Source organism: Enterococcus aquimarinus (assembly GCF_001885765.1).
Taxonomy (GTDB): Bacteria; Bacillota; Bacilli; order Lactobacillales; family Enterococcaceae; genus Enterococcus_I; species Enterococcus_I aquimarinus.
Genome location: NZ_JXKD01000003.1, coordinates 172,397 through 199,017 on the forward strand (window position 1 = coordinate 172,397; position 26,621 = coordinate 199,017).

Below are 26,621 nucleotides of genomic sequence, written 5' to 3' on the forward strand. Positions count from 1 at the left end.
AAATCCTTCTTTTTATGCTCAGACCCACCCATTAATTAGAAAAGGTTGTGTACAAAGATGAGTCTTAAATCCATAAAAGATGTCACCTATTTTAAATTGAATAATGAAATTAATCGTCCTGTAAATGGACAGATTCCGTTACATAAAGATAAAGAAGCACTTGAAGCATTCTTTGCCGAAAATGTACGACCAAATACCAAAACGTTTGATTCAATTGAGGATAAAATCAATTACCTTATCGAAGAAGATTATTTAGAAGCAGAATTTATCGCTAAGTATTCGATGACGTTTATTGAGTCCCTTTATACATTTTTAGCTGAACAAAACTTCCGCTTCCAGTCATTTATGGCTGCTTACAAATTCTACGGTCAATATGCGTTAAAAACCAATGACGGTGAATCCTACTTAGAGACTTATGAAGACCGGGTAGCTTTTAATGCCCTTTACTTTGCAGATGGCGACGAAGAATTAGCACTAACGTTAGCGGATGAGATGATTCATCAACGCTACCAACCAGCAACACCCTCTTTCTTAAATGCAGGACGCAAACGTCGTGGCGAATTGGTTTCTTGTTTCTTAATTCAATTAACGGATGATATGAACTCTATCGGTCGTGGCATTAACTCTGCCTTACAATTGTCTCGAATTGGGGGCGGTGTAGGGATTACACTTTCAAACTTGCGTGAAGCAGGCGCGCCAATTAAAGGCTATGCGGGTGCCGCGAGTGGTGTGATGCCCGTCATGAAATTATTTGAAGACAGCTTTAGTTATTCCAATCAATTAGGTCAACGTCAAGGAGCCGGTGTCGTCTATTTGAACGTTTTCCATCCAGATATCATCTCTTTCTTATCAGCGAAAAAAGAAAATGCGGATGAAAAAATGCGCGTGAAGACTCTTTCTCTTGGTGTCATTGTGCCAGACAAATTCTATGAACTAGCTCGTAAAAATGAAGTGATGTATTTATTCAGTCCTTATAGTGTTGAAAAAGAATATGGCGTACCTTTTTCTTATGTTGATATCACCAAAGAGTATGACAACCTTGTTAACAACCCTCGGATTACCAAAACGAAAATCAATGCGCGTGAGTTAGAAGATGAGATTTCAAAATTACAACAAGAATCTGGCTATCCATATATTATTAACATCGATACCGCTAACCGTGCGAATCCAGTTGCTGGCAAAATTATCATGAGTAATCTCTGTTCTGAAATTCTTCAAGTTCAAGAACCTTCGTTAGTCAACGATATTCAAGAGTTTGAAGTGATGGGAACAGATATTAGCTGTAACCTTGGTTCAACGAATATCGTAAACTTAATGGAAAGTCCTGACTTTGGTCGTTCCGTGCGTGCGATGACCCGTGCGTTGACGTTTGTAACAGATGCTTCTGATATTGACGTGGTCCCGTCTATTCAACACGGAAATAAAATCAATCATACAATTGGTTTAGGCGCGATGGGCTTACACACCTACTTTGCGAAAAATCAAATGGAATATGGCTCACCAGAATCAATTGAGTTTACCGATATTTACTTTATGCTCTTAAATTACTGGACTTTAATGGAAAGTCATCAAATCGCGAAAGAAAAACAAATGACATTCCATAACTTTGAACAATCTAGTTATGCTGATGGTTCTTACTTCACCGATTACATCAATGCTGACTATACACCAACTTTTGAAAAAGTTGCAAAATTGTTTGAAGGAGTTACCATTCCCTCAAAAGAAGACTGGGCAGCCTTAGCAGCAAACGTGAAAGTCGATGGTCTTTACCACCAAAATCGCTTAGCGGTTGCACCAAACGGTTCTATTTCGTATATTAATGATACAAGTGCAAGTTTACATCCGATTACACGTTTAATTGAAGAACGTCAAGAAAAGAAAATCGGGAAAATTTACTATCCAGCGGCTTATTTATCCAATGAGACAATCAACTACTATAAATCAGCCTATGATATGGATATGCGCAAAGTCATTGATGTGTATGCGACTGCGCAAAAACACATTGATCAAGGAATGAGTATGACGTTATTTATGCGTTCTGAAATTCCAGAAGGTCTTTATGAATGGAAAACGACATCCAAACAAACGACAAGAGATTTAAATATCTTACGTCACTACGCCTTCAATAAAGGAATTAAATCCATTTATTATATTCGCACATTCACAGATGATGCGGAAGAAATCGGTAGTAACCAATGTGAGAGTTGTGTCATTTAACCGCTAAAAAGACACGGCAACTTTGAAGCTAGCGGGTTTTCCCTAGCTTCTTTTTTATTTCAAATTAAAGGAGGCCACCTTCCATGGCAAAGACGTATTACGCAGCAATTAACTGGAACGAAATTGAAGATATTATTGATAAATCTACTTGGGAAAAACTAACGGAACAATTTTGGTTAGATACCCGTATCCCACTTTCCAACGATTTGGATGATTGGCGTAGTTTATCGGATGCGGAAAAAGAAATGGTCAGTCACGTGCTTGGTGGCTTGACGCTCCTTGATACCGTCCAATCAGAAAGTGGAATGGCTCAATTAAAAGATGCGGTTCGCACACCACATGAAGAAGCGGTATTAAATAATATTGCTTTTATGGAATCCGTCCATGCGAAAAGTTATTCTTCCATTTTTAGTACCTTAAACACGAAAGCCGAAATCGAAAAAATCTTTGAATGGGTCGATACGAATCCTTACTTACAAAAAAAGGCTGAAATTATCAATGAAGTTTATAAAAATGGCTCAGATTTACAAAAGAAAGTCGCCAGCGTCTATTTAGAAACGTTCCTTTTCTACTCTGGGTTCTACACCCCTCTACATTATTTAGGGAACAATAAATTACCCAACGTAGCCGAAATTATCAAATTAATTATTCGTGATGAGTCCGTTCACGGTACTTATATTGGCTACAAATTCCAATTAGGGTTCAATGAATTACCAGAAACGGAACAAGAATCACTGAAAGAATGGTTATATAACTTACTCTTTGAACTCTATGAAAACGAAGAAAAATATACCGCAGAACTTTATGATCATATTGGTTGGACGGAAGAAGTCAATACCTTCTTACGTTACAACGCGAATAAAGCACTCATGAACCTTGGACAAGATCCGTTATTCCCGGATACTGCCGATGATGTGAACCCGATTGTGATGAACGGTATTTCAACCGGTACGAGCAACCACGACTTCTTCTCGCAAGTAGGTAATGGTTATTTACTAGGAACCGTTGAAGCGATGCAAGATTCCGACTACCTCATTGGGCTTGATTAATTAACTATTTAAATAAACAAAAAGTCGATTTGCTCTTGAGCAGATCGACTTTTTGTTAGCGCGCACCAACCACTTGATGAGGCAAATACGGCTCTTCTAAGAATGCTACTTGTTCTGGTGTTAATGTCACATCAATTGCAGGTAACGCATCCAGTAAATGACTTTCCTTCGTTGCGCCAATAATTGGGACCGTGACTACTTCTTTTTGCATTAACCAAGCCAGTGCAACTTGTGCCCGTTTCACGTCCAGTTCTTCAGCTACTTGCGCCACACGTTCAACAATGACACGATCTTGATCCATCGTTTGATCATATTTCATTTTGGATGTTTGATCGGTTAATGAACGCTTCGTATCTCCGGTCCAATCGCGAGTCAGCCGACCAGAAGCTAACGGACTGTATGGGGTTATCGCAATTTTTTGATCCTCACAAAAAGGAATCATTTCTCTTTCTTCTTCACGGTATAACAGATTCAAATGGTTTTGCATGGAGACAAACTTTGTCCAACCATGTTTTTCCGCAATAAATTGCGCTTTGGCAAACTGCCACGTATACATCGCTGAAGCACCTAGATAACGAACTTTACCTGCTTTGACGAGATCATGTAGTGCTTCCATCGTTTCTTCAATTGGAGTCTGATAATCCCAACGATGAATAATATACAAATCAATATAATCCATTCCTAAACGTTTTAAACTTTCTTCTACTTGGAAAAAGATTTCTTTTCTTGAAAGGCCGCCACTATTAGGGGCTTTTTTCATCGGCATATATAGCTTTGTTGCCACCACTAGTTCTTCTCGTTTGCCAAAATCACGTAAGGCTTCCCCCAAGACTTCTTCACTACGCCCGAGCGAGTAAATATTGGCGGTATCAAAGAAGTTAATCCCAAGATCTAACGCTTTTTTGATCACCGGACGACTTTCTTCTTCTTCTAAAATCCAGTTATGAATCCAATTAGTTGGACTTCCAAATCCCATCGCACCCAGACATAGAGGTGAGACATCCAGACCCGTATTGCCTAATTTGATATATTCCATAAAAATCCTCCTTTAAAATCATTGCTCTTGTTATTGTATCAAAGAAATCAAATCGTGCACGAAAAGAAGATTCGCATTCCCCTTAAAATGAGGCCATGCATGCCACTTTTCTTTAATCTTTTACTCATTTTAACACAAATAAATGCCTTGTTTTGTCATTTGATAAAATAACAAAAAGGACATTTCTATTTATTGTTTATTTTTAAAAGAAGCATTCCATTAATATAAGCGTGTCCCTTTTTCTAATAAACTTTCTAATGTGGCGATATCTGATTCAGAGTAGAGATTGTAGCGACTCTTTTTAGCTTCAATCATCATCAACGCAAAGACCTTTTTGTCTTTGTCTATTGAATCGTCAAAACTATCGTATGAAATACGAGGATACTGGAGACGTAAATCTTGAAGCAATTCTTCCCGACTTTCATACATTTTAACGTACTCAAATTTTCCACTCTCATGTAATTCGGAAACGACTTCTTTAAATCTTTTCATTCGTAATCCCACCTTCTTTTGCTTAACTCATTCAATGAGCGAGAATAATCTCTTTGCCCATCTTCTATTCTAACACAAAGAAAAAAAGGTCTCTCTCTTATCCATAAAATAACATTTTCTTCAAATCTATTCGCGATCTTTTTTTATTTCTTCATTTCTTTTTAATTTTTATGCTTTACAACAGACGTTATCTATAGTAAATTGAAGCTATCAAAAAAATTAGGAAGGAGTGTTCATCATGAAATTACTTTTCATTCGCACAGCTACATTACCACCATTTCATATGAATCATCGAACTCCTTTACAATTAGGTAACCTTTAGGGGAAGTAGACTCTTTTCGTCTATTTCGCTCATATAAGTAAACGTTTATGCCTAGTATTGTTCAGTCGGCCGATGAATAATACTAGGCTTTTTTGTGTACTTTTTTATCTATTTTTTGAAAATATTAGAAAACGAGGAATCATTTATGTTAACAATTTTTTGGTCTTATATTAAAAAACACCCTTATATTTACAGTCTTGCTACGGTATTTGCATTACTCTCATCAGGGCTTGCCATCGTACCGAATTATCTCATTCAACGTTTTATCGACGCGATGGTCAATGAGACGTTAACGAATCAAAACTTAGGGACATATTTAGCCCTTTTCTTGGTTAGTATTGTGCTGATTTATCTCGTCGATATTACTTGGGTTGTCCTATTATTTAGTCAGTCTTATCGCTATCAAAATACGTTACGCAAACAACTCTATCAACGACTTTTGCAATTACGCACACCGTTTTATGAACGCTTTCGCTCGGGTGACTTAATGACACGAATGACTAGTGATATTGAATTTTTAGGTGATACGATTGGCTATGGCTTTATGCTAATTGTCTCGAATGTCACTTGGGCACTTAGTATCTTTACGATTATGGTTGTCACCATTTCTTGGCAAGCAACTGTCATCAGCACACTACCACTTGTTCTTTTTGCTTGGGCAGTTTTTAAATTATGGCAAAAAGTCGACGTCCTTTACGAAGCTAATCGCGATGCGGTGGCTACTTTAAGTAATGAGGTCTTAGAAGTCGTCGATGGCGTCCGTGTGATGCGGGCATATGGTAAAAAAGAATTAGAACAAACACGCTTTCAAAAACGAACATCTGAAGTACTAGAAAAAGCCAACCATCTCGTTCTTTATAACGGCGCGGTGGGACCCATTGCCAAATTATTTACCGGTTTAAGCATGGCACTCGGGCTAATGTATAGTGGTTATTTAATTAGTCAAGGTCAGATGACGATTGGACAACTGATCTCGTTTCAAATTTACTTAGGGATGTTGAGTGGTTCAATCTGGGGATTATCAGATATCGTTTTAGTCTATCAGCAAGGCAATGTTTCCTTCCGTAAAGTCGAAGAAATTCTAACTGCCGATGATTTAGTGGAAAAAAATGGTCATCAACCCCTAACAGGTATCGAAAACATTACTTTTTCAGATTATTCGTTTCAATACCCGACAAGTGACACGCCAACGATTCAAAAAATTAACTTAGACATTCAACAAGGTGAAACATTGGGAATTGTTGGGCCAACTGGAAGTGGCAAGACAACGTTGATTCGTCAGCTCCTGCGTCAATATCCGGCAAGTTCCACCGGCAATTTACAGATCAATCAGCAAGAAATTCAACATTATGCCATTTCAGACTTAGAAAAACTGATTGGTTATGTCCCTCAAGAGCATGTTCTTTTTTCAAAGAATGTTGCCTATAATATTGGTTTTGGTAAACACCATGCGACAGACGAAGATATTTTAGATGTGGTGGCGTCTGCCGATTTCACCAAAGATGTCGCACGAATGCCAGAAGGATTAGAAACATTAATTGGTGAAAAAGGCGTGTCGATTTCTGGGGGACAAAAACAGCGGATTTCTATCGCACGTGGATTAATTCGCCAGCCAGAATTACTGATTCTAGATGATTCTTTGTCTGCCGTTGATGCGAAAACGGAACAAGCGATTATCGAAAATATTCAAGCAATTCGAAAAAATAAAACAACCATTATCATTACGCATCGCTTATCGGCTGTTGCAAACGCGCAAAAAGTGATTGTGATGGATCAAGGGGCCATTACCGAGTACGGGACCCCTGATGCGTTACTGCGTCAAAAAGGCTGGTATTATCAGCAACACTTGAAACAACAATTGGAGGACAATCAACATGAAAACATTTAAACGACTCCTCAGCTATTTAAAAGATGAACCCCTTTTTTATGGACTGGGGTTCATCCTTTCCATCATCTCAGCTGGATCGACTATTTATACACCCATGATTGGCAAACAAATCATTGATGTCATTTCAGAAAATGTTAAACAAAATCAACCGGTCTCTTACGAATTCTTGATTCAAAAATTTGGCTGGTTCATGCTCATCACGGTGATTAGCGCGCTCACAAGTTATAGCAGCTTCTTACTCTTTGCTTTTGCTTCAAATCGCGTTAGCAAAAACATTCGCGATCAAGCGCATGAAAAAATGCAGCAGTTACCTATTTCCTATTTTGATGACAAACCGGCCGGGAAAATTTCGGCACGCATCGTGAATGATACCGAGGTTTTACGTAATAGCTTTTATCAAAACTTCAGTAACCAAGTACTGATTAATCTCTTAATGGTTATCGGAATTTATATCGCACTCTTTCTCGTTAGTCCCGATGTGGGTCTTGCGTTACTCTTACTCTTACCGTTCTTTTTCGTTTGGCAACTGATTTATATTCGCATCGCGACACCGATTAATAAAAATTGGCGAGAAATTATTAGCGAGTTAAACAGTTTAACTGCAGAAATCATCCAAGGGGTCTCGATTGTTCAACTCTTCCATCAAGAAGAGAAGATGTTAGAAGAGTTTGAAGAAAAAAATCAAGCTTGGCTGGATAACCGTATCCGCTCGATTCGACTGGATGGGATTTTATCTTGGGATTTTTCAACTTTTATTAAAAATATTGTCATGTTTTTCTTGCTCCTTTATCTAGGTACACAGTTTACGAGTGGTTTTTTAGGGTATTCGATGGGAACGATTTTTATTTTAATTAATTACCTTTCGAGTTTATTTGATCCAATTCTCAATCTCGTACGGATCATGCCTACGCTACAACAGGCCTTGGCGTCTGGTGAACGGGTGTTTGAATTACTTGATGAAGCGATCGAAACCGATAGTACGCAACCATTAGCCTTTTCAAATGGTGAAATTACCTTTGATCACGTGACGTTTGGCTACGATGAACAAAATCAAGTGTTAAAAGATATTCACTTTAAAGTGAACCCTGGAGAAACGGTGGGCCTTGTCGGACATACCGGTTCCGGAAAAAGTTCCTTAATTAATTTACTCTTTCGTTTTTACGATCCTCAAGAAGGTGCCATCTTAATTGATAATCAACCGATTGCAAAATGTAATCGTGAAAGTGTCCGGGAAAAAATGGGAATTGTCTTGCAGGAACCTTACTTATTTAGTGGCACAATCGCAAGCAATGTCAGCATGCAAGATCAAAGTATTACCGATGAAATGATTATTCAAGCCTTAGAGAAAGTCGGTGCGCATCCCTTACTTGCCAAACTCCCACAAGGAATCCATGAAGAAGTCATTGAAAAAGGCCAATCGCTTTCTTCAGGAGAACGGCAACTCATTGCCTTTGCCAGAACACTTGCTAAAAATCCGAAGATTCTCATTTTAGATGAGGCCACGTCACATATTGATACTGAGACAGAAGCCATTATCCAAAATGCGATGAACGTCGTGAAAGAAGGTCGGACTACGTTTATCATTGCCCATCGCCTATCCACGATTCAACAAGCCGATCAAATTTTACTACTTGATCAAGGCGAAATCAAAGAGCAAGGAACGCATGCGCAGTTGCTCGCTTTAGATGGGCAATACGCCCAGATGTATCGCCTACAAGCGAAATCCGCACAAGGATAAGGAGGAACGGATTCATGGTCAAAACACTCAAAACACCTCGGCTAACGTTACGACCGTTAACCCTCGATGATGCCGAAAAGATGTTTCAAAACTGGACGCATTCAGTCAATGCAACAAAATACTTAACTTGGCCACCCCATAGCAATCTCGAAGTTACAAAAGACCGGTTACGCCAGCGAATAACAGAAGCGAATGAGGAATGGGGAATTGTTGACACCCAGACACAAGAACTGATGGGCGTCATTGATGTGGTTGGCGAAACTACTGAGACGCAGACAAAAATCATCGGTTATGTCTTAGGTGAAAAATTTTGGAATAAAGGTTACATGACGGAAGCTTTAGAAGTAGTCATCGCCTATTTATTTGACGCCACAGCGGTCAATCGTATTGAAGCAACCCACGATATCGCCAATCCTGGTTCCGGAAAAGTCATGGAAAAAGCCGGCATGACCTTTGAAGGCATCTTACGACAAGCGGCTCGAAACAATCAAGGAATTGTTGATATCGCCATCTACAGTATTTTACGAGCAGATTTGGAAGAACTAACCGATTCAACAGATACAAGTTCGGTGCCTCCGTTGAAGCAATAACTCGATTTACACGTAAGGAACGTGCAACTTACATCCATCGATTGTTATTCTTGCACATTTCAGCCAATACAAAAGCGCCAGAACGACAATCAAGTCGCTCTAGCGCTTTTCTTTTCCATTTTCCACAAAAAAAAAACAGATTACATTTGGAATGTAATCTGTCAAAAATTGATAACTCAATCTTTTTATTATTCTGCAGCGTTTGTGTCTTTGATACCGTATTTTTTGTTGAAACGGTCCACACGTCCGTCTGCTTGTGTGAATTTTTGACGTCCAGTATAGAATGGGTGTGAGTCAGAAGTAACCTCAGCACGGATTAATGGGTATGTATTGCCATCTTCCCATTCGATTGTTTCTGAAGAATTTTTTGTAGAACCTGTTAGGAATTTGAATCCTGTTGTTGTGTCTAGGAATACCACTGGATGGTACTCTGGATGAATATTTGGTTTCATAATGCTTTCTCTCCTTTGCCCTGATCCATTTGCTGTATCAGAGTTGATTTTGAATTTACAACATGAATATCTTAACACGTTTCGTTTTTAGATGCAATTATCTTTTTTTGATTCGTTTAGTTATTTTTTCCCCAAACGATAATTCATTCAATGTTTTGAGGAATTCCTCATTATTCTTCGTTTTTTTCATCCATTGAACGAACTGTTCCGTATATTCTAATGATTCGCCTTGCATATTGTTACGTAACTTCCACGTATCTTCTAATTGCTCTACAGTCATTAATAACTCTTCTTTACGCGTACTTGATTTTTTCAAATCAATTGCTGGGAAGATTCGACGCTCGGCAAGTTGTCTAGAAAGATGCAACTCCATATTCCCTGTTCCTTTGAATTCTTCAAAGATGACGTCATCCATGCGACTACCCGTATCTACTAGGGCTGTGGCCAAAATCGTTAAACTACCGCCTTCTTCAATATTTCGCGCAGCACCAAAGAATTTCTTCGGCTTGTATAAGGCCGCAGGATCAATTCCCCCACTTAACGTTCGACCGCTTGGTGGGACAACTAAGTTATACGCTCTGGCTAGACGCGTTAAACTATCCATTAAGATGACAACATCGCGTTTGTCTTCTACCAGACGCATCGCACGTTCTAAGACAAGTTCAGCCACTCGTGTATGATTGCTCGGTTGTAAGTCAAACGTGGAAGACACGATGTCCGCTTTAATACTTCGTTCAAGATCGGTTACTTCTTCTGGTCGTTCATCAATTAATAAGACAATTAATTCAACGTCCGGATGATTCTCCGTGATGCCATTTGCAATCTCTTTCAGAATACTCGTTTTACCCGCTTTTGGCGGTGCTACGATTAATCCCCGTTGCCCAAATCCAATGGGGGAAAACAAATCAATCATTCGGGTAGACAAACGTCCTGGTGTTGTTTCAAGTTTGATCTTTTGATTTGGATATAGCGCGGTTAACGCTGGGAAGTGCGGCCGTTCTTTTGCTTCTTCAGGATCTTTTCCATTGACACTTTCAACATGCATCAATCCATAGTAACGTTCCGATTCTTTTGGCGGGCGCGCTTTTCCTGCTACTTTGTCGCCATTTCTCAAGCTGAAACGACGAATTTGAGAATTAGAAATATAGATATCTTCTGCACTCGGACCGTAATTAATCGGTCTTAAAAATCCATAGCCATCTTGACCGACAATATCAAGGATTCCTTCCATATAAAAGAAACCTTGCTTTTCAGCCTGTGCACGAATAACGGCCAACGAAAGTTCTTTTTTATTCATTTGACTGTAGTAAGGAATTTTTAACTCTCTCGCATACGTATAGATTTCTTTTAATGTCCGGTGTTCCAATTCCGCCATTGTTAAATAATCAGCCATCGTTTACTCCTCAATCATTTTGATATCTGCACCAAGGGCAGTTAATTTATCAATTATATTATCATAACCTCTTAAAATGTGATCGACTTTACTAATTTTTGTTGTACCGGTTGCCATTAAGCCCGCAATGACTAAACATGCGCCGGCTCTAAGATCAGACGCCATCACGTCCGTTCCTTGCAAGGCATCTGATCCTTCAATTAGGACCACATTTCCTTCAATGCTTGCTTTAGCGCCCATGCGAACAAGTTCCGGAATATGATTCACCCGTTTCGGATAAATCGTATCCGTCACTTCTGACATTCCTTGCGCTTTTAATAATAATGGCGTTAACGGTTGTTGTAAATCTGTCGCAAAACCTGGGTAAGGATAGGTTTTTAGCGAAATGGCTTTTAAATCTTTCGCCGGGTAAACGAAAATACTATCTTCGCCCACATCCATTTTGACGCCCATTTCTTGTAATTTCGAAATAAAACTATCTAGATGCTCGTAAATCACATTTTTTACTGTGATGCCATTTCCTACGGCAGCAGCTAAGGCTAAATACGTTCCCGCTTCAATCCGGTCTGGAATAATCGAATGGCGACAACCATGCAACTCTTCAACGCCGTCAATCCGTATTTCATTCGTACCTGCACCACGAATCTTGGCACCCATATTATTTAATAATGTTGCCACATCAATAATCTCAGGTTCTCTTGCGGCATTTTCAATAATCGTACGACCTTTGGCACGAACAGCGGCTAACATCACGTTAATCGTCGCCCCAATCGAAATCATATCCATAAAAATTCTCGTACCGACAAGTCCATCGCCACTACGTAAATACATCGCACCATGTTCATTCGCCACTTCAGTCCCTAGTGCTTCGAACCCTTTGATGTGTAAATTAATCGGGCGTGGGCCAAGATTACAACCACCTGGAAGTCCGACAACACCTTCACCAAATTTGCCAAGTAACGCACCCATAAAATAATAAGAAGCTCGCAAGCTATTGATTTTACCGGTCGGCATCGGAATCGAGACAATCTCTGTTGGATCAATTTCTAATTGGTTATTGGCAAATTTCGTTTTCACGCCCATAATTTCTAAAATTTCAATCAAGGAATGGACATCTTTAATATCAGGAACGCCTTCTAAAATAACGGGAGAATCCGCTAAAATTGCTGCAGGAATCAGTGCAACGACACTATTTTTAGCTCCACTGACAGTGACTTCACCCGTTAACGGTTTATTACCTTGTATCATTATTTTTTTCATTTAAGTTCACCTATTACTTTTCAATTAATTATTTCAATCTTTCCTATCTTAGCATATTTTACTAAAAGAAAAAAGGTACGAGTGTTTTTGTTCACAACTCTTAGAGGTTTCTCTCATTTTAAACAAAAACAGTCAGTAAAAAAGGCCTTAAACATACCATTAGTATGCTTAAGACCTTTTTTTATTTTTTAATTAAGCTTTGTTTGCTGAACCAAATAAATCGATATGAGCTTCTGCTTCTTTCACGATTGCTGCTTTACCTGGTGCTAATAGTTGACGAGGATCAAATCCTTTGCCTTCTAAATCTTTACCAGCTTCAATGTATTCACGAGTTGCTTTTGCAAATAATACTTGGAACTCAGTGTTTACGTTGATTTTTGAAACGCCCATTGAGATTGCTTTCGCGATTTGATCTGCAGGAATTCCTGATCCACCGTGTAATACTAATGGCATATCTTGGCCAACTGCATTCGCAATTGCTTGTAAGTGATCAAATGCTAATCCAGTCCAGTTTGAAGGATATGCACCGTGAATGTTTCCGATACCACAAGCTAGGAAATCAATTCCTGTATTTGCGATTTGAACACATTCGTCGATATCTGCTAATTCACCAGTACCGATGATTCCATCTTCTTCTCCACCGATTGAACCAACTTCACACTCAACAGAAACGCCTTTTGCGTGTGCTTTTTCAACAACATCTTTAGCTAATTTTAAGTTTTCGTCAAATGGTAAGTGAGAACCATCAAACATCACTGAAGTGTATCCTGCTTCGATACATGCTAAAGCTGCTTCGTAATCGCCATGGTCTAAGTGAAGTGTCACTGGAACAGTAATGTTCATTGACTCAATTAAATCTTTAACCATGTTTACGACTAATTTGTAGCCGCCCATGTATTTTGCAGCGCCCATTGAAGTTTGGATTAAAACTGGTGCTTTCTTTGCTTCTGCTGCTTGTAAAATCGCTTGCGTCCACTCTAAGTTGTTTGTGTTAAAAGCTCCAATTGCATAGCCGCCTTTACGAGCTGCCTGTAAGATTTCAGTTCCTGATACTAATGGCATAATAATTTCCTCCTAGTTTTTAGCTAAACTTATTTGTCAAGAATTATGATTCTCAACCAACGCCTTTATTTTAGCAAAGTTTCAAGACTTTTACTAGTCAATCTAAACATTTTACTTGTTTTTTCATAATCAATTAAGAAGGATGGCGTTTTATCTAAGGAAACTTTCAGAAAATAACCATCATTATAGTCTATTCTTCCTGATAAAATCATTGAATGCAAACAAAAGCCGCTTGACTCCTGTATGTCAAACGGCTTTTACTTATTCTTAATAGAGTTCTAAATATTGTTCTCTTTCCCATTCAGAGACAGTTTGACGATAAGCTGCCCATTCCATACGTTTGGCTTCATTAAAGTTACCATAAATATGTTGTCCCAAGGCATCAATCATGACTGGATCTTTACGTAAGGCTTTAATCGCATTGTGAATCGTTGATGGTAAGTCATAGATTTGTGCCGCTTCACGCTCTTCTTCTGTCATCACATAAATATTACGATCGACAGCTGGTGGCGGCGTTAAATCGCGGCGAATACCATCTAGTCCTGCTTCTAACAAGACTGCCATCGCTAAGTACGGATTAGCCGTTGGATCGACAGAACGTAACTCAAGACGTGTGGATAGCCCTCTCGCCTCTGGAATACGAATCAGTGGAGAACGATTATGTCCAGACCAAGCCACGTACACAGGCGCTTCAAATCCTGGTACTAAACGTTTATAAGAGTTAACCGTTGGATTACATACGGCAGTGAAGGCCCGTGCATGATCTAACAACCCTGCCATAAATTGATAAGCCGTCTTACTTAACTGTCTATCACCTTCTTCATCAAAGAAGGCATTTTCTTTGCCTTTAAATAATGACATATTACAGTGCATCCCAGAGCCTGCAATCCCATATAACGGTTTCGCCATGAACGTTGCATGAAGGCCGTGTTTTCGAGCAATCGTCTTCACAACTAATTTAAAGGTTTGAATATTGTCACACGCTTCAATCACATCTGCGTATTTAAAATCAATTTCGTGTTGTCCAGGGGCGGTTTCGTGGTGAGAAGCCTCGACTTCAAAGCCCATTTTTTCTAACTCTAACACGATATCACGACGACAGTTTTCCCCTAAGTCCATTGGTGAAAAATCAAAATAGCCACCCTTATCATTTAGGTCAGTCGTAATCTCGCCTTCTTCATCTAACTTAAATAAGAAAAATTCTGGTTCTGGACCTAAGTTAAAGGAAGTGAAGCCTAAGTCATTCATACTCTTTAAGATTCGTTTTAAATTGCCACGAGGATCTCCCGCAAAAGGCGTTCCATCTGGATTATAAATATCACAAATTAACCGTGCAACCTTCCCATGTTGGTTCTCCCAAGGAAAAATTAACCAAGTTGATAAATCAGGATAAAGATACATATCGCTTTCTTCAATTCGAACAAACCCTTCAATCGAAGAACCATCAAACATCATTTTATTATCCAAGACTTTTTTTAATTGACTGATTGGAACTTCCACATTTTTGATTGTTCCCATAATGTCGGTAAACATTAAACGTAAAAAACGAACGTTCTCTTCTTGTGCGTGTTTGATAATTTCGTCAGCAGTGTAGTCGATTCTTGGCATTTTTTCCATCCTCTTTCATTAATTAAAAGTTTTAAATTCTAGGGTTTTTCTGGAAAGGATTACTATGGGATAGTCCTCCTTGCGATAATAATTCATCATAAAAAATACGACGAACATCTTTATCGGTTAACGGTTGTTTCACTTTTGTCTCAACTTCCTCTTCTTTCATTTCATAAAGCTTTTTAATTCCAGCCATATTGAGTCCATCCGAGAGGTAATCTTTAATCTCAAGTAAGACATCAATATCATTCAAAGAATACATTCGGCGATTCCCTTCACTTCTTTCTGGGTGAATTAAATCTTGTTCCTCATAATAACGAATCTGTCGCGCGGTTAAGTCGGTCAATTTCATGACTGTTCCAATAGGAAACACAGACATTGATCGGCGAAATTCTTTCTCTTGCATGATTGCCTCCCTTGTTATTCTCGATTAAATAGTTGATGATAGAAAAAATATACCAACTCCATTCCTTCTTGTCAACCGCCTATGTCATATAATCTAACATGAAAAGCAGTTTTTTTTTACTTTTTTACATTCTCCATGGAAAATCTGCCCAAAAATGATGGTTATTGTGTTGTTCATCATCGAAATGATGATTTACTAGCGCTAACTCGTACCAATTTCTTAGTTCATTTCGCTTAAAAAAAAAAAGACGCCCTAAGGCACCTCTTTTTTTATATCAATTGTCTTCCATTAACCGAATGGCAAAAGAATAAGGTGGCGCGAAACCTTTGGCTACGTACCGTTGGGTTTCTGGATCAAAATCTGCTGTGACGAGTAATGTTTCTTTTTTAAGTTGATTCAAGGTATTTCCTTCATGAGAAGCGACGGTCAACGTATAAGGTTGTAAAATTTCCATTATGGATAATTTAATGGCTTGACTTAATTGTTCTTTGCCACTCAAACTTTTCGCTGAAATTAAGACACTAGGAAATAACGTTGGAACAAATGTAGCGGGGTTCATTTGATCCGCTTTGTTATAAACGGTTAAAACAGGAATACCTGTTAAATCAAGTTCCTCCATTAATTTTAGGACGGTTTCTTCGTGTTGTTGACGATTATCAGAGCTGGCATCAACGACATGCAGCAAGAGATCCATATTACGACTTTCTTCTAAGGTCGAATGAAACGCATTGATTAATTGTGTAGGTAAATCTTGAATAAAGCCTACGGTATCAGTCAATGTTACTTCAAACCCTTCCGGTAAACGCCACTTTTTAGTTAATGGATCTAATGTCGCAAACAATTGATCTTCTTCATAAGTCTGCGCTTTTGTTAAAGCATTTAAGATCGTTGATTTCCCGGCATTCGTATAACCGATTAGTCCGATTTGGAAGGTATCATTGGTTTGACGTTTTTGGCGTGTCCGAGTCCGATGCGCTTCAACTTCTTTTAATTCCTTTTTGATGATGGTCACTTTGTTGCGAATATGCCGACGATCGGTTTCTAATTTCGTTTCACCAGGTCCCCGCGTCCCTATCCCGCCGCCTAGACGCGACATCATTTTCCCTTGTCCCATCAAGCGTGGTAATAAATATTCCAATTGAGCTAACTCTACTTGTAGTTTTCCTTCTTTAGAACGGGCACGCATCGCAAAGATATCTAAGATGACTTGCACGCGATCAATGACTGGAATGCCTAAAGCATCGCCAATCGTTTGACTTTGACGAGGGGTTAACTCATGATTAAAGATAACCAAATTCGCCTCGTAGGTTTCAATTAACGTCACCAATTCGGCTATTTTTCCTTTTCCAATGACCGTTCGACGATCGATTTGGGGTCTTTTTTGCGTTAAAGAAAAAACAACTTCACCTTCGGCTGTTTTCGTTAAATTCTTTAATTCGAGCATGGACTCCTCAAAATACTGATAATTCCCCTCATGCTCCACACCCACTATGATCACACGTTCTTTTTCTTGTTTCGTTTCAGTCATGTTGCTTCACTCCTTTCAACCAAGTGTTGATTTGCTCTTCTAAGGTAACAATTGTTTCTGGTGCTTGAACTAAATCGAACCAATGAGGCGCCATGCGATTTCGGAACCAAGTCAACTGTCGCTTCGCGTACCGTCTGGAATGTAGTTGAATTTCTTCAATCACTGTTTCTAGTGGAACTTTCCCTTCAAAATAAGGAAAAAATTCTTGATAACCGATTCCTAATGCTGCTTGTGATTCAGGAAAAGCCAGCAGACTGCGTGCTTCTTCCATTAACCCTTGCTCCACCATTTGATACACGCGCTGATTAATCCGTTCATATAGCAAAGTGCGATCTGTGGTCAACCCAATTAAAAAATCATCATAGCATTTTTGGGGTGTTTCTTTTGGCGCAATAATACTTCGCCCGGTTAACTCAAACACTTCAAGCGCACGGATGACTTTGCGTTGATTATTAAAATGTATTTTTTCAGCTGCTAGTTCATCCTTCACTTTTAATTGTTCCCAAAGTGCGAGATTTCCATGATTTTGCGCATATTGTGTATACTTTTCTCGTAGTTGGTAATCGTCTACTTCCTCTTTTTTTCCTAATTGATAATCATAAATCAGTGCTTGAACATACAGTCCTGTGCCACCTACCACAATCGGCAACTTCCCACGACTCGTGATTTCGTTGATTTTTTCTCGTGCTTTTTTTTGAAAATCAGCCACCGTATACGTTTCATTTGGTTCATATATATCAATCAGATGGTGCGCAATCCCATCTGCTTCATCGGCTGTCACTTTAGCCGTGCCAATATCAAGCCCACGATAAACTTGCATTGAGTCTGCATTAATAATTTCGCCATCGTATTTTTTAGCTAGTTCAATACTAAGCGCGGTTTTTCCTACAGCGGTAGGGCCAACAATCACAATGATTTTATCCATTCTTTTTCTCACATTATCTCCTATTTTAACCTTATCCTTTATATTTAAAAAGTAGTAACGGTTCATTTGTTAAGCGGGTTAATTGATTTTTTCGTTCATAAATCATTTCAGTCATCTTATCAGATAGTTGTTCCATCAAGACACGGCCACCTTTAAACGTATAGCCGCCCAACGAAACAGTTTCAGTCGGCGATAACACAACTTTCCGCGTTGAAATTTGTTTAAAAAATTCATCTAAAAAGTAATTCGGTAAATAAAAACTATTATGGGCCGCAAATGACTGTAAGTAAATATAGTCATCGACCGTAATGTAACAATCATCGAACGCGTCAAAACTCACGTATTCGTCCATCATCACCATTCGTTTTTCTAAAATCTCAATGACTTTTTTATTTAATGCAAGCAGCGTTTCGATTTCCTTGACTTTGTGTTCCAGTAATCGCTGTTTTTTTTCTTTTCGCTCTAAATAGTTCATTTGAATATAAAAACCAAGAATTACCAGAAGAGCACCCGTAAGCACGCCACTCATACCGATCACAAACATTGCCATTTCAACCATTCCTTCCTTTGATTCTCTTCCCCCATTCTACCATATCTTCTTCCCTTTTTTAATCTTTTTTATTTGACCTTTATTGACCTTTCCGTTATAATTTCCTTAGCTAAATAAGCAACGAAGCTATGTAAACAGTCATCAATATGATATGCTATAGTTAACATTTAGCAAATATTAATCAAGGAGGATTTTTTCCTATGAACTTAATTCCAACAGTTATCGAACAATCTTCTCGTGGCGAAAGAGCCTACGACATCTATTCTCGTTTATTAAAAGACCGCATTATTATGCTGAGTGGTCAAGTAACCGATGATTTAGCGAACACGATTATCGCTCAACTTCTTTTCTTAGATGCGCAAGATTCAGAAAAAGATATCTATCTTTACATCAACTCTCCTGGTGGTAGCGTGACAGCAGGTTTAGCGATCTTTGATACAATGAACTTTGTCAAAGCCGACGTCCAAACAATCGTAATGGGAATGGCTGCATCAATGGGTAGCTTCTTACTTGCCGCTGGTGCAAAAGGTAAACGTTTTGCCTTGCCAAATGCAGAAGTCATGATTCACCAACCATTAGGTGGCGCTCAAGGACAAGCAACTGAAATTGAAATTGCTGCGCGCCATATTTTAAAAACCCGTGATCGCTTAAATAAAATTTTAGCAGAGCGGACTGGCCAACCAATTGAAGTAATTGAAAAAGACACAGATCGTGATAATTTCATGTCTGCTGAAGAAGCAAAAGCTTACGGTCTTGTTGATGAAGTCATGGTAACAAAATAATAATAGCCGATAGCACAAAAGCAGGTCTCTGATGAATCTCAGAGACCTGCTTTTATTTAATCAAACTGACTCAAATTCCAGTTGGAAATAATCGCGTTTCATATTTTCATTCACCAATCATTCCGCTTCTTCTGAAAATTGGCTATTATAAAGGTCGGCATAAAAGCCGCCTTTTGCAAGTAATGTTTGATGGTTTCCTTGTTCAATAATGGATCCTTTGTCCATGACTAAAATTAAATCTGCATCACGAATAGTCGATAAACGGTGAGCAATAACAAAGCTTGTCCGGCCTTCCATGACTTTGTCCATCGCTTTTTGAATCAAAGCTTCTAAACGAGTATCCACAGAACTAGTCGCCTCATCCAAAATTAAAATCTTTGGATTCGAAATAACCGCACGCGCAATCGTCATTAATTGTTTTTGTCCTAGTGAAATATTATCGCCTTCAGAATTAATAAACATTTCATATCCTTCAGGCATGGTCCGAATAAAGTGATCGACATTCGCCGTTTTCGCAGCATCCACGACTTCATAATCAGTTGCGGCTAACTTCCCAAAGCGAATATTATCCGCAATGGTCCCTTCATAGAGCCAAGCGTCTTGTAGAACCATCCCAAATAAAGAGCGGACATCACTGCGAGCCATCTTTTTCGTATCAACCCCATCAATTTTAATCGCACCAGCATTTACATCATAAAAGCGCATCAACAAATTAATAAGGGTGGTTTTCCCTGCACCAGTTGGCCCGACAATCGCCACTGTTTGACCTGCCTTTACCGTAAAATTCAGATCTTTAATCAGTGGCTTATCAGGCGAATAAGCAAAGTCCACATGCTCAAAAGTAACTTCCCCATGAAAGACTTCTGGTAAAGCCTCATCCACTTCATTTTCGATTTCTTCGAGCTCATCTAAAATTTCAAAAACTCGTTTAGCAGAAGCAGAGGCACTTTGTAACACTCCAGATAACTGCGTAATATTTCCCATTGGTTGGCTCACTTGCCAGATATATTGAATAAAGGCTTGTAATTGACCAAGGACAATCACCCCACCAATCACATAAAAGCTTCCGACTACCGCAATAACGACATACGCTAAATAGGCTGTTAACTGAACGAGTGGCATCATCAACCCTGAGATAAAGGCGGAGCGAAATCCGTAATATTGTAATTTGCGGTTAGTCTTTTTAAAGCCTTCAAGTGCCGCTTGTTCACGTCCATAAACTTTTAAAATACTAAAACCTGTCATACTTTCTTGAACATAGCCATTCAATTCACCGAGTGCATTTTGCATCTGATTAAAATCTGGTTGTGATTTATTCACGATCAATTTTGAGATAATCATTGAGATCGGTATCATCACCATCGCTAAAAGCGTCATAACGGGATTAATATAAAACATCATCGAAATGGCAATTAAAATGCTCAAAATGGCATTTACAATCCCAATGAGTGCTTGTTGCATCGCGCCACTCACCGCATCAACATCATTTGTTACCCGTGATAAAATATTCCCTTGTTGATTTTTATCAAAATAAGAAACGGGTAACCGATTGATTTTAGACTCTAAATCATGACGTAAATCTTTCATTGCAGATTGTACGACATTGGTAATGAGAATCCCGGCGGATAACTGTGAAATCGCATAGCCCAAGCCAATCAATAAAATCCAGATAAGGGTTTGTTTGATGTAAGCAAAGTTTATGACTTCACCTTGCGAAACATTTCTCGCAATTTCAGAGGTCGGTAAACCAGAGACATAGGGTAACAATCCATTAAAAGCGACAGTCGCAACGGTAAAAAATAATACAAAATAAAAACCAATTCGATATGGTTTTAAGTAATTAGCCAATCGCTTCAACGCAGAAAAGTTTCTCATTTTAACAACTCCTCCTCTGACAATTGTGATGCCGCAATATCGTAGTAAATGGCACAATTTTTTAGTAATTCTTTGTGCGTCCCAATTCCCACAACATCACCTTCATTCAAAACGATAATTTTATCGGCATCCATAATCGTGCCCACACGTTGCGCGACAATTAATGTCGTCGACTCCGTTGTTTCCGCGCGAAGTCGTTCCCGTAAACGAGCATCCGTTGCGTAGTCTAGCGCAGAAAAACTATCATCGAAAATGAAAATTTCCGGTTGACGGATAATCGCTCGAGCAATCGCTAAACGTTGCTTTTGTCCGCCAGAGAAATTACTGCCTCCTTCTGAAACGACCGTATCTAACCCATTGGGTAAACTCAAGACAAAATCCGTTGCTTGCGCAATATCTAAGGCTCGCAACATTTGTTCCTTTGTAGCATCTTCTTTTCCGTAGCGTAAATTATCCGCAATTGTTCCTGTAAAGAGCACCGCTTTTTGCGGAATGTACCCGATTTTTTGACGCAACGCTGCTAGTTGATACTCACGAACATCCGATCCGTCAATTAATACGTGACCTTGACTGACATCATAAAAACGAGGAATCAACTGAATAAGCGTTGATTTCCCACTACCCGTACTGCCAATAAACGCCACGGTTTCACCTGGACTTGCCGTAAAACTAATATCTCGGATTACCGGTGTTTGCGAAGGTCCCGGATAGGCAAACGTCACATGATCAAAAACTAACTCCCCTTTTGTTGCTGTGGTTGTAATGCCGTTTGGATTGTCTTTAATCAATGGTTCCGCATCAAACACATCTTGAATCCGTCCAGCCGAAACTGCCGCCCGCGGATACATCATAAAAACAGTGGCAAATAACATAAACGAAAATAACGCGTGGAAGATATATTCGATAAAAGCAATCAAATCGCCTACTCGTAAATCGCCGGTACTAATCTGCACGCTACCAGACCAAATAATTAAGACCATCACGATATTAAATAAAAAGAAAAAGGCTGGTTGTGCCACCGACATTAAACGAAAGAGCTTTTTCGAACTCGTCGCATACGCATCATTGACTTCTTCAAAGCGTTTTTCTTCGAATCGTTCATTCACAAATGCTCGAATCACACGTAATCCCGATAAATTCTCTCGTAAAATCCCGTTAATACGATCAAGATTTTTTTGCTGCATTTTCGAAATAGGTTCAGAGTAAATGGCGATTGCTACGACGCCGCCTAATAAGAATGGCAGTGAACCGAGAACGTACCACCCAAGCGATGGACTCGTCCGGACGACCATGTATAAACTGACGATAAACATCATCGGTGCTGTAAACCCAATGCGTAAAATATTTTGCATAAATAACATAATCTGATAGGCATCGTTGGTCACGCGCGTAATCAAGGATGAAACCCCAATTTGTTCGTATTCATTATGAGAAAACTCTTGTACCGTTTCGAATAGGTCATCCCGAATATTCTCAATCATATTTGTTGTAATTCTCGATGTAAAATAACCTAACAAAATATTTAATGCGACACCAAAAACGACGACGCCCAACATTAAAAGGCCCATATTTTTAACATAGTTCGTATCATTTTGAGTAATTCCTTTGTCAATCATCAACGCAAGTAGCGTTGGTAATCCTAATTCAACTGAAATAAAGCCGAATACAGAAATAAAATTGAAAAATAATAGTTTCTTTTGTTTCATTGCATAACGCCACATTAACTTCAAATAAATCCCTCCTTTAATTGTCTCTCCTTTTAAACTATAACAAATCTCATCAAAACGATAAAGCTTTTTCAGAAAATTGTCATTTTCATTCTTTTAATCACATGCCTCTCTAACCACCTAACTAAATGATTATCACTCATTCATTTAGCAACCGATGACGATCAATTGGATGAATGACTGCAATTAACTAGTCTTTCTATACTTCTTTTCATTTGTATGATAAAATAAAAACAAATCCTGTATATCCATACAGAAACGTTCGGTTGAATTACAATAAACGCCTCCAGAAAGTAAAGACGAGACTTTCTCTTTTTTCTCACTCAATGTCTGAAAAAAGCCTATTCACGTTCAATTCTACTAAAAAAGGTCTCACAAACCCGACCTTCATTTTGGTGCGTTAAAAAATCCAGCCTTAAAAACTGCGACGCAGATAAAGGAGAGTATCATATGATTTATAAAGTTTTTTACCAAGAAAGCAAAGAACAAAACCCAAAAAGAGAGCAAACAAAAGCACTTTACATTGACGCCGAAACTGAGGTGCTTGCACGACAATTAGTTGAGGACAATACCCCATATAATATCGAATTCCTTCAACTTCTAGAAGGCAATCATCTAGAATACGAAAAAGAAAATACAGACTTCACCTTGACGGAGTTTTAAAATGAAAGTTTCACTAAAAAACAACGAAACTGGTGTCTTTGGCATCGGTGGTCTAGGTGAAATCGGGAAAAACTGCTATGGGGTTCAATTCCAAGATGAAATTATTCTGATAGATGCAGGAATTAAATTTCCTGAAGATGAATTACTTGGGATTGACTATGTGATTTCCGATTACAGCTATATCGTTCAAAATTTATCAAAAGTTAAAGGGTTAATCATTACCCACGGGCACGAAGATCACATTGGTGGTATTCCTTATTTACTTCGTCAAGCCAATATCCCTATTTATGCGGGTCCTTTGGCACTTGCTCTCATTACCAATAAATTAGACGAACATGGTCTACTCCGCGACGCGACATTAATTGAAATCAATGAAGATACCGTGATTCGTTTCCGTAAAACATCGATTAGTTTTTTTAGAACGACTCACAGTATTCCGGATGCCCTAGGAGTTGTTGTCAAAACACCTTCTGGAAATATTGTAGCTACAGGAGATTTCAAATTTGATTTTACGCCGGTTGGAGAACCTGCTAATTTACATAAAATGGCTCGAATAGGGGAAGAAGGCGTTCTATGTCTTCTATCTGATAGTACGAATGCCGAAGTTCCTACTTTTACGAAATCTGAAAAAACGATTGGCGCTTCCATTATTCGAATTTTCGAAAAAATTGAAGGTCGCATTATTTTTGCTAGTTTCGCTTCAAATATGTTCCGTTTACAACAAGCTGCTGATGCCGCTGTTGCAACAGGTCGTAAAATTGCGGTGTTTGGTCGTAGTATGGAAAATGCGATCGTTAATGGTCAAAATTTAGGCTATATTAAAGTTCCGAATGGTACTTTTGTGGATGCTTCTGAGATCAATCGCTTACCTGCGAATGAAACGATGATCTTATGTACCGGTTCCCAAGGTGAACCAATGGCTGCCCTTAGTCGAATTGCGAATGGGACGCATCGCCAAATCCAAGTCCATCCAGATGATACAGTCATTTTCTCTAGTTCACCTATTCCAGGTAATACAAAGAGTGTTAACCACTTGATTAACTTACTCCTCGAAGCTGGTGCAGAAGTCATTCATGGAAAATTAAATAATATCCATACTTCTGGACACGGTGGACAAGAAGAACAAAAACTCATGTTGCGCTTAATGAAACCAAAATTCTTTATGCCGGTGCATGGCGAGTTCCGGATGTTAAAAATCCATACTCAACTAGCACAAGATACTGGCGTGCCAGAAGACCATTGTTTTATTATGGAAAATGGTGACATGTTAGCCTTAACGGCAGACTCTGCGCGGATTGCTGGCCACTTTAATGCCAACGACGTTTACGTAGATGGTAGTGGTATCGGTGATATTGGGAACGTCGTCTTAAAAGATCGTCGCATCCTTTCTGAAGAAGGGCTCGTTTTAGCCGTCGCGACTGTCGATATCGAAAGCAAAGAAATTTTAGCAGGTCCAGATATTTTATCTCGTGGTTTTGTTTATATGAGAGAATCTGGTGAAATGATTAGCGAAGGGCAAACCGTTTTATTCAATAGTCTTCGCGAAGCCTTACAAGAACCAAATTGTACAGAATACAAATTAAAAGAAGCGATGTCAGCTGCTCTTCAACCGTTCCTTTTTGAAAAAACAGAACGACACCCGATGATATTGTCAATGGTTATGACACCAGACAGTATCTAACCCTTCTATTTTGATAAAAAAGCGTTTCGGCGCAGCTTATAAAAAATAAAAAACGCAAGTGAATGGTATAAGAATCCTTAATTAGACTAACGGCTAACGTAAAGGATTCAACACATACCATCTTCTTGCGTTTTTTTTGTGGGCTTTGCTAAGCTCTCCGAGGAAACTTAGTGAAGAAGCTTTGTTTGAATACCATCATCGAAACTAACTGACGGACAATTCATCGATTCTCTTGCTCGTCATTTTTCTCTAAAAAAAGAAACGAGGGTATCGTACCCTCGTTTCTTTGTTGTTTAATTAGGCTTTGTTCACATTTGTAGCTTGAGGACCGCGATCTGATTCTTCAACATCAAATGTTACTGCTTGTCCTTCTTCTAAAGTTTTGAAACCCTCACCTTGAATAGCTGAGAAGTGTACAAAAACATCACTTCCGTCTTCGCGAGAGATAAACCCAAAACCTTTTTCTGCGTTAAACCATTTTACTGTTCCATTCTCCATGAAAATAACCTCCTAGTGCTACTGCACAATAATTCGTAACCTTTGTTTGTCATCAATATAGCGGTCAAACTTGATTAGTTAACTTCTACTTGCGAAACAAAATTACATCTCTCATTTTACACGTATGACTCTCATTTTGCAACCATCTATTCATACGTTTACATTCGTTCCCAAAGTCCTTCTTCCCGCAAACTCACGTAACTCTTATCGCCAATGATCAAATGATCTAACAACTCAATTCCCATCATTTCGCCACATTCTTTTAATCGTCGCGTAAATTGCCGATCATTTGACGAGGGCTCTGGATTGCCGCTCGGATGGTTATGGGCACAAATAATGCGAGCCGCACTGTGCCGGACAGCACCCCGAAAAATTTCTCTTGGATGCGCAATTGATTGATTCAAAGAACCGATAAATAACGTTTGCTTATGAATAATTTCATTTTTAGTATTCAAATATAAACAGATTAAATGTTCTTGTTGATAGTCTTTTAAATCTTCCATTAATTGAAACGCTAAATCCATGCTCGTGCGAACCGTTCCATACTTCGGTTGTAACGATTGATGAATCCGACTACCAAATTCCATCATCGCTTTTAATTCAATCGCCCTGATTTTCCCAACACCTCGAACCATTTGTAGTTCTTGTAAGGTCGCTGCTTTTAATTCATAAAGACTAGGGAAAGCTGCCAGTAATAATCCAGATAATTCCATCACATTATAAGGGGCGGAACCGGTTCGTAGTAAAATTGCGAGTAATTCTTGATTCGATAATGCTTGTTCGCCATATTCAATTAAACGCTCTCGCGGTAGCGAACTTTTAGGTAAGGTAGCTATTAATTTTTTGCTCATGTCAAAACTCCTTTACGTATTCTCAAAA

The 26,621-nt window shown here is 38.9% G+C and carries 23 protein-coding genes; 8 read left to right on the forward strand and 15 right to left on the reverse strand.

The features are described from left to right. Positions 1-57 precede the first annotated feature (57 nt). Entirely contained in the window at positions 58-2,217 is a 2,160-nt protein-coding gene (gene nrdE / locus RU93_RS03860) for a class 1b ribonucleoside-diphosphate reductase subunit alpha (RefSeq protein WP_071874288.1), read from the forward strand. Positions 2,218-2,300: 83 nt separating this feature from the next. Then, positions 2,301-3,266, forward strand: a complete 966-nt coding sequence (gene nrdF / locus RU93_RS03865) for a class 1b ribonucleoside-diphosphate reductase subunit beta (protein ID WP_071874289.1) — start codon at positions 2,301-2,303, stop codon at positions 3,264-3,266. Positions 3,267-3,321: 55 nt separating this feature from the next. On the opposite strand, the gene RU93_RS03870 is transcribed toward nrdF, so the two are convergent. Beyond that, a complete protein-coding gene (locus RU93_RS03870) occupies positions 3,322-4,302 on the reverse strand; it encodes an aldo/keto reductase (RefSeq protein WP_071874290.1) in 981 nt (326 codons plus the stop codon). A 219-nt stretch (positions 4,303-4,521) separates the two neighbouring features. Further along, complete coding sequence (locus RU93_RS03875) at positions 4,522-4,794, reverse strand: hypothetical protein (protein WP_071874291.1); 273 nt, start codon at positions 4,792-4,794, stop codon at positions 4,522-4,524. 467 nt (positions 4,795-5,261) lie between these two features. On the opposite strand from RU93_RS03875, the gene RU93_RS03880 reads away from it, so the two are divergent. From RU93_RS03880 to RU93_RS03890, 3 genes are read left to right on the forward strand one after another with little or no spacing between them, the layout of a single operon-like run. Then, a complete protein-coding gene (locus tag RU93_RS03880; RefSeq protein WP_071874292.1) occupies positions 5,262-7,004 on the forward strand; it encodes an ABC transporter ATP-binding protein in 1,743 nt (580 codons plus the stop codon). After that, positions 6,991-8,742 (forward strand): ABC transporter ATP-binding protein, encoded by a 1,752-nt coding sequence (locus RU93_RS03885; protein WP_071874293.1) that lies wholly within the window; start codon positions 6,991-6,993, stop codon positions 8,740-8,742. The genes RU93_RS03880 and RU93_RS03885 overlap by 14 nt, the downstream gene beginning before the upstream one ends. 14 nt (positions 8,743-8,756) lie before the next feature. Next, entirely contained in the window at positions 8,757-9,332 is a 576-nt protein-coding gene (locus tag RU93_RS03890; RefSeq protein ID WP_071874294.1) for a GNAT family N-acetyltransferase, read from the forward strand. Positions 9,333-9,520: 188 nt separating this feature from the next. Here the strand turns inward: RU93_RS03890 and RU93_RS03895 are convergent, their stop codons facing one another. The 9 genes from RU93_RS03895 to RU93_RS03935 all read right to left on the reverse strand — a co-directional run bounded on the left by RU93_RS03895 (position 9,521) and on the right by RU93_RS03935 (position 18,516). Beyond that, positions 9,521-9,784, reverse strand: coding sequence for a type B 50S ribosomal protein L31 (locus tag RU93_RS03895; protein WP_071874295.1), 264 nt, complete (start codon positions 9,782-9,784; stop codon positions 9,521-9,523). A 97-nt stretch (positions 9,785-9,881) separates the two neighbouring features. Beyond that, a complete protein-coding gene (gene rho, locus RU93_RS03900) occupies positions 9,882-11,177 on the reverse strand; it encodes a transcription termination factor Rho (RefSeq protein WP_071874296.1) in 1,296 nt (431 codons plus the stop codon). 3 nt (positions 11,178-11,180) lie between these two features. Continuing rightward, entirely contained in the window at positions 11,181-12,437 is a 1,257-nt protein-coding gene (locus tag RU93_RS03905) for a UDP-N-acetylglucosamine 1-carboxyvinyltransferase (RefSeq protein WP_071874297.1), read from the reverse strand. Between the two features lie 192 nt (positions 12,438-12,629). Beyond that, the gene (locus tag RU93_RS03910; RefSeq protein WP_071874298.1) at positions 12,630-13,499 is read right to left on the reverse strand and encodes a class II fructose-bisphosphate aldolase; all 870 of its coding nucleotides are present in this window, start codon (positions 13,497-13,499) and stop codon (positions 12,630-12,632) included. A gap of 267 nt (positions 13,500-13,766) precedes the next feature. Then, complete coding sequence (gene glnA / locus RU93_RS03915) at positions 13,767-15,107, reverse strand: type I glutamate--ammonia ligase (RefSeq protein WP_071874299.1); 1,341 nt, start codon at positions 15,105-15,107, stop codon at positions 13,767-13,769. Positions 15,108-15,138: 31 nt separating this feature from the next. Then, positions 15,139-15,513: a MerR family transcriptional regulator gene (locus tag RU93_RS03920; protein ID WP_071874300.1), complete on the reverse strand. Its 375-nt coding sequence runs from the start codon at positions 15,511-15,513 to the stop codon at positions 15,139-15,141. A gap of 274 nt (positions 15,514-15,787) precedes the next feature. Continuing rightward, positions 15,788-17,041 carry a GTPase HflX gene (hflX, locus tag RU93_RS03925; protein WP_071874301.1) on the reverse strand — a complete coding sequence of 418 codons (1,254 nt, stop codon included), beginning with the start codon at positions 17,039-17,041 and terminating at the stop codon, positions 15,788-15,790. After that, entirely contained in the window at positions 17,034-17,966 is a 933-nt protein-coding gene (gene miaA / locus RU93_RS03930; protein WP_071874302.1) for a tRNA (adenosine(37)-N6)-dimethylallyltransferase MiaA, read from the reverse strand. Before miaA ends, hflX begins: the two co-directional genes overlap by 8 nt. A 31-nt stretch (positions 17,967-17,997) precedes the next feature. After that, positions 17,998-18,516, reverse strand: coding sequence for a hypothetical protein (locus tag RU93_RS03935; protein WP_071874303.1), 519 nt, complete (start codon positions 18,514-18,516; stop codon positions 17,998-18,000). A 200-nt stretch (positions 18,517-18,716) separates the two neighbouring features. On the opposite strand from RU93_RS03935, the gene clpP reads away from it, so the two are divergent. After that, positions 18,717-19,298, forward strand: coding sequence for an ATP-dependent Clp endopeptidase proteolytic subunit ClpP (clpP, locus tag RU93_RS03940; RefSeq protein WP_071874304.1), 582 nt, complete (start codon positions 18,717-18,719; stop codon positions 19,296-19,298). Positions 19,299-19,415: 117 nt separating this feature from the next. Here the strand turns inward: clpP and RU93_RS03945 are convergent, their stop codons facing one another. Then, a complete protein-coding gene (locus tag RU93_RS03945; RefSeq protein ID WP_071874305.1) occupies positions 19,416-21,173 on the reverse strand; it encodes an ABC transporter ATP-binding protein in 1,758 nt (585 codons plus the stop codon). Then, positions 21,170-22,903, reverse strand: a complete 1,734-nt coding sequence (locus RU93_RS03950) for an ABC transporter ATP-binding protein (protein WP_071874306.1) — start codon at positions 22,901-22,903, stop codon at positions 21,170-21,172. Before RU93_RS03950 ends, RU93_RS03945 begins: the two co-directional genes overlap by 4 nt. Before the next feature lie 447 nt (positions 22,904-23,350). Here RU93_RS03950 and RU93_RS03955 point away from each other — a divergent pair, with 447 nt between their 5' ends. Continuing rightward, entirely contained in the window at positions 23,351-23,563 is a 213-nt protein-coding gene (locus RU93_RS03955; RefSeq protein WP_071874307.1) for a DNA-directed RNA polymerase subunit epsilon, read from the forward strand. Position 23,564: 1 nt separating this feature from the next. Then, a complete protein-coding gene (rnjA, locus tag RU93_RS03960) occupies positions 23,565-25,244 on the forward strand; it encodes a ribonuclease J1 (RefSeq protein WP_071874308.1) in 1,680 nt (559 codons plus the stop codon). Between the two features lie 297 nt (positions 25,245-25,541). On the opposite strand, the gene RU93_RS03965 is transcribed toward rnjA, so the two are convergent. Together RU93_RS03965 and radC are read right to left on the reverse strand one after the other, a co-directional pair. Further along, entirely contained in the window at positions 25,542-25,742 is a 201-nt protein-coding gene (locus RU93_RS03965) for a cold-shock protein (RefSeq protein ID WP_071874309.1), read from the reverse strand. 158 nt (positions 25,743-25,900) lie between these two features. Continuing rightward, the gene (radC, locus tag RU93_RS03970) at positions 25,901-26,593 is read right to left on the reverse strand and encodes a RadC family protein (protein ID WP_071874310.1); all 693 of its coding nucleotides are present in this window, start codon (positions 26,591-26,593) and stop codon (positions 25,901-25,903) included. Positions 26,594-26,621: the final 28 nt, after the last annotated feature.

Coding starts and splice junctions, on each gene's coding strand:
- nrdE (WP_071874288.1), top strand. CDS start 58: ATGAGTCTTAAATCCATAAAAGATGTCACCTATTTTAAATTGAATAAT.
- nrdF (WP_071874289.1), top strand. CDS start 2,301: ATGGCAAAGACGTATTACGCAGCAATTAACTGGAACGAAATTGAAGAT.
- RU93_RS03870 (WP_071874290.1), bottom strand. CDS start 4,302: ATGGAATATATCAAATTAGGCAATACGGGTCTGGATGTCTCACCTCTA.
- RU93_RS03875 (WP_071874291.1), bottom strand. CDS start 4,794: ATGAAAAGATTTAAAGAAGTCGTTTCCGAATTACATGAGAGTGGAAAA.
- RU93_RS03880 (WP_071874292.1), top strand. CDS start 5,262: ATGTTAACAATTTTTTGGTCTTATATTAAAAAACACCCTTATATTTAC.
- RU93_RS03885 (WP_071874293.1), top strand. CDS start 6,991: ATGAAAACATTTAAACGACTCCTCAGCTATTTAAAAGATGAACCCCTT.
- RU93_RS03890 (WP_071874294.1), top strand. CDS start 8,757: ATGGTCAAAACACTCAAAACACCTCGGCTAACGTTACGACCGTTAACC.
- RU93_RS03895 (WP_071874295.1), bottom strand. CDS start 9,784: ATGAAACCAAATATTCATCCAGAGTACCATCCAGTGGTATTCCTAGAC.
- rho (WP_071874296.1), bottom strand. CDS start 11,177: ATGGCTGATTATTTAACAATGGCGGAATTGGAACACCGGACATTAAAA.
- RU93_RS03905 (WP_071874297.1), bottom strand. CDS start 12,437: ATGAAAAAAATAATGATACAAGGTAATAAACCGTTAACGGGTGAAGTC.
- RU93_RS03910 (WP_071874298.1), bottom strand. CDS start 13,499: ATGCCATTAGTATCAGGAACTGAAATCTTACAGGCAGCTCGTAAAGGC.
- glnA (WP_071874299.1), bottom strand. CDS start 15,107: ATGCCAAGAATCGACTACACTGCTGACGAAATTATCAAACACGCACAA.
- RU93_RS03920 (WP_071874300.1), bottom strand. CDS start 15,513: ATGCAAGAGAAAGAATTTCGCCGATCAATGTCTGTGTTTCCTATTGGA.
- hflX (WP_071874301.1), bottom strand. CDS start 17,041: ATGACTGAAACGAAACAAGAAAAAGAACGTGTGATCATAGTGGGTGTG.
- miaA (WP_071874302.1), bottom strand. CDS start 17,966: ATGGATAAAATCATTGTGATTGTTGGCCCTACCGCTGTAGGAAAAACC.
- RU93_RS03935 (WP_071874303.1), bottom strand. CDS start 18,516: ATGGCAATGTTTGTGATCGGTATGAGTGGCGTGCTTACGGGTGCTCTT.
- clpP (WP_071874304.1), top strand. CDS start 18,717: ATGAACTTAATTCCAACAGTTATCGAACAATCTTCTCGTGGCGAAAGA.
- RU93_RS03945 (WP_071874305.1), bottom strand. CDS start 21,173: ATGAGAAACTTTTCTGCGTTGAAGCGATTGGCTAATTACTTAAAACCA.
- RU93_RS03955 (WP_071874307.1), top strand. CDS start 23,351: ATGATTTATAAAGTTTTTTACCAAGAAAGCAAAGAACAAAACCCAAAA.
- rnjA (WP_071874308.1), top strand. CDS start 23,565: ATGAAAGTTTCACTAAAAAACAACGAAACTGGTGTCTTTGGCATCGGT.
- RU93_RS03965 (WP_071874309.1), bottom strand. CDS start 25,742: ATGGAGAATGGAACAGTAAAATGGTTTAACGCAGAAAAAGGTTTTGGG.
- radC (WP_071874310.1), bottom strand. CDS start 26,593: ATGAGCAAAAAATTAATAGCTACCTTACCTAAAAGTTCGCTACCGCGA.